Consider the following 1,068-nt stretch of genomic DNA (forward strand, 5'->3'; position numbering starts at 1 on the left):
TATCTGGCATAAGTATAGGTATGACCGTGGCTTCTGATTAATCTAGTTCTTCGGCTTGCAGCATTTGCCTTAGCCTTAAACTCTGCTTCAAACCAATCGCCCATGCGTTCTGTTACTTTAGTTTGCATTTCTTTAGCTATGCTTGATGTATTAAGTAAATTCATTGCCATGCTTGACCACCTGCACCACAAGGTAAATAAACAGTTCCAGTATAATTGTACAAATGGCTATTTTCCGACCAGTTTGTCATATTCCAACCGTTTTGCAGAACATCTCCGACCAGTCCGACAAGTTCATCGTCAACATCTTTAACAGATAAAACAACTTGATAATAGTAACCCATGACAAAGCTCGTATTATCCATTTTAAGCACCTTTGAGTCACTAAGTGATAAATATACCGTCTTGTCTTCTATCGTGTCCTTAACGCCTAAAATAACGTCATTTAGAGGCATTGTAAGTAAATTGTTGTACCAATCTATATAAGAATCGAATTCATTCATATCCCGTTACTCACGACTCCTTCTAAAATCATCTTGTTATTCTTAGGGTTTCTTTCCCATGTTGTCCGCTTGAAAGTTTCGCCTTTTTCGTCTAAGAAATAGTTGAAAATCAAGTCTTCCATTTCTCCGATTCCGTTAAGCTCGTATCTTACATTTTTACCTAGCCCAATCATAGAAAACTCATCAAGTCTTGACTGATTAATTCTCTGTTTAACTGCTGGCAAAACGATAGGTTTTATAACATTAGCTTCTGCACCGTTCTTCTTCTTAACAGTCGTTTCAACTTGCAATGTAACTTGTGAAAATATCATTAAATACCTCCATAATACATTAACTCTTGTAAAGAAGCCAAACGTTTCATTTCAGCATTTCGCCATTGTTCTGCTGGTTCATCAACAATATTAAGCCGACAATAACAAGAGATAAATTCTTTCACTAATACACTTGTTTCGTCAGCTTTAATACCATTTTTTTCTAGCAATTTAATAGCTATTGAACGGAATAAGATGAGTTTACTATCATAAGCTGTTACTAAAATCGGAATACCACAATAGACCTTAATATAA

General features: G+C 35.5%; 4 protein-coding genes. All 4 read right to left on the bottom strand.

The window, feature by feature from the left end:
* Positions 1-170 (bottom strand): hypothetical protein (locus tag BAZ21_RS30420; protein WP_444939615.1); only part of this gene is annotated, 170 nt, incomplete at its 3' end.
* Positions 161-502 carry a hypothetical protein gene (locus BAZ21_RS30055; protein ID WP_256022877.1) on the bottom strand — a complete coding sequence of 114 codons (342 nt, stop codon included), beginning with the start codon at positions 500-502 and terminating at the stop codon, positions 161-163. The genes BAZ21_RS30420 and BAZ21_RS30055, both read right to left, overlap by 10 nt.
* A complete protein-coding gene (locus tag BAZ21_RS27460) occupies positions 499-813 on the bottom strand; it encodes a hypothetical protein (RefSeq protein WP_068505949.1) in 315 nt (104 codons plus the stop codon). Before BAZ21_RS27460 ends, BAZ21_RS30055 begins: the two co-directional genes overlap by 4 nt.
* Positions 813-1,068: hypothetical protein (locus BAZ21_RS27465; protein WP_068505950.1), on the bottom strand; the 256-nt coding region annotated here is incomplete at its 5' end. The genes BAZ21_RS27465 and BAZ21_RS27460, both read right to left, overlap by 1 nt.

This window comes from Paenibacillus kribbensis (assembly GCF_001705305.1).
Classification (GTDB): domain Bacteria; phylum Bacillota; class Bacilli; order Paenibacillales; family Paenibacillaceae; genus Paenibacillus; species Paenibacillus kribbensis_B.

Coding starts and splice junctions, on each gene's coding strand:
- BAZ21_RS30055 (WP_256022877.1), bottom strand. CDS start 502: ATGAATGAATTCGATTCTTATATAGATTGGTACAACAATTTACTTACA.
- BAZ21_RS27460 (WP_068505949.1), bottom strand. CDS start 813: ATGATATTTTCACAAGTTACATTGCAAGTTGAAACGACTGTTAAGAAG.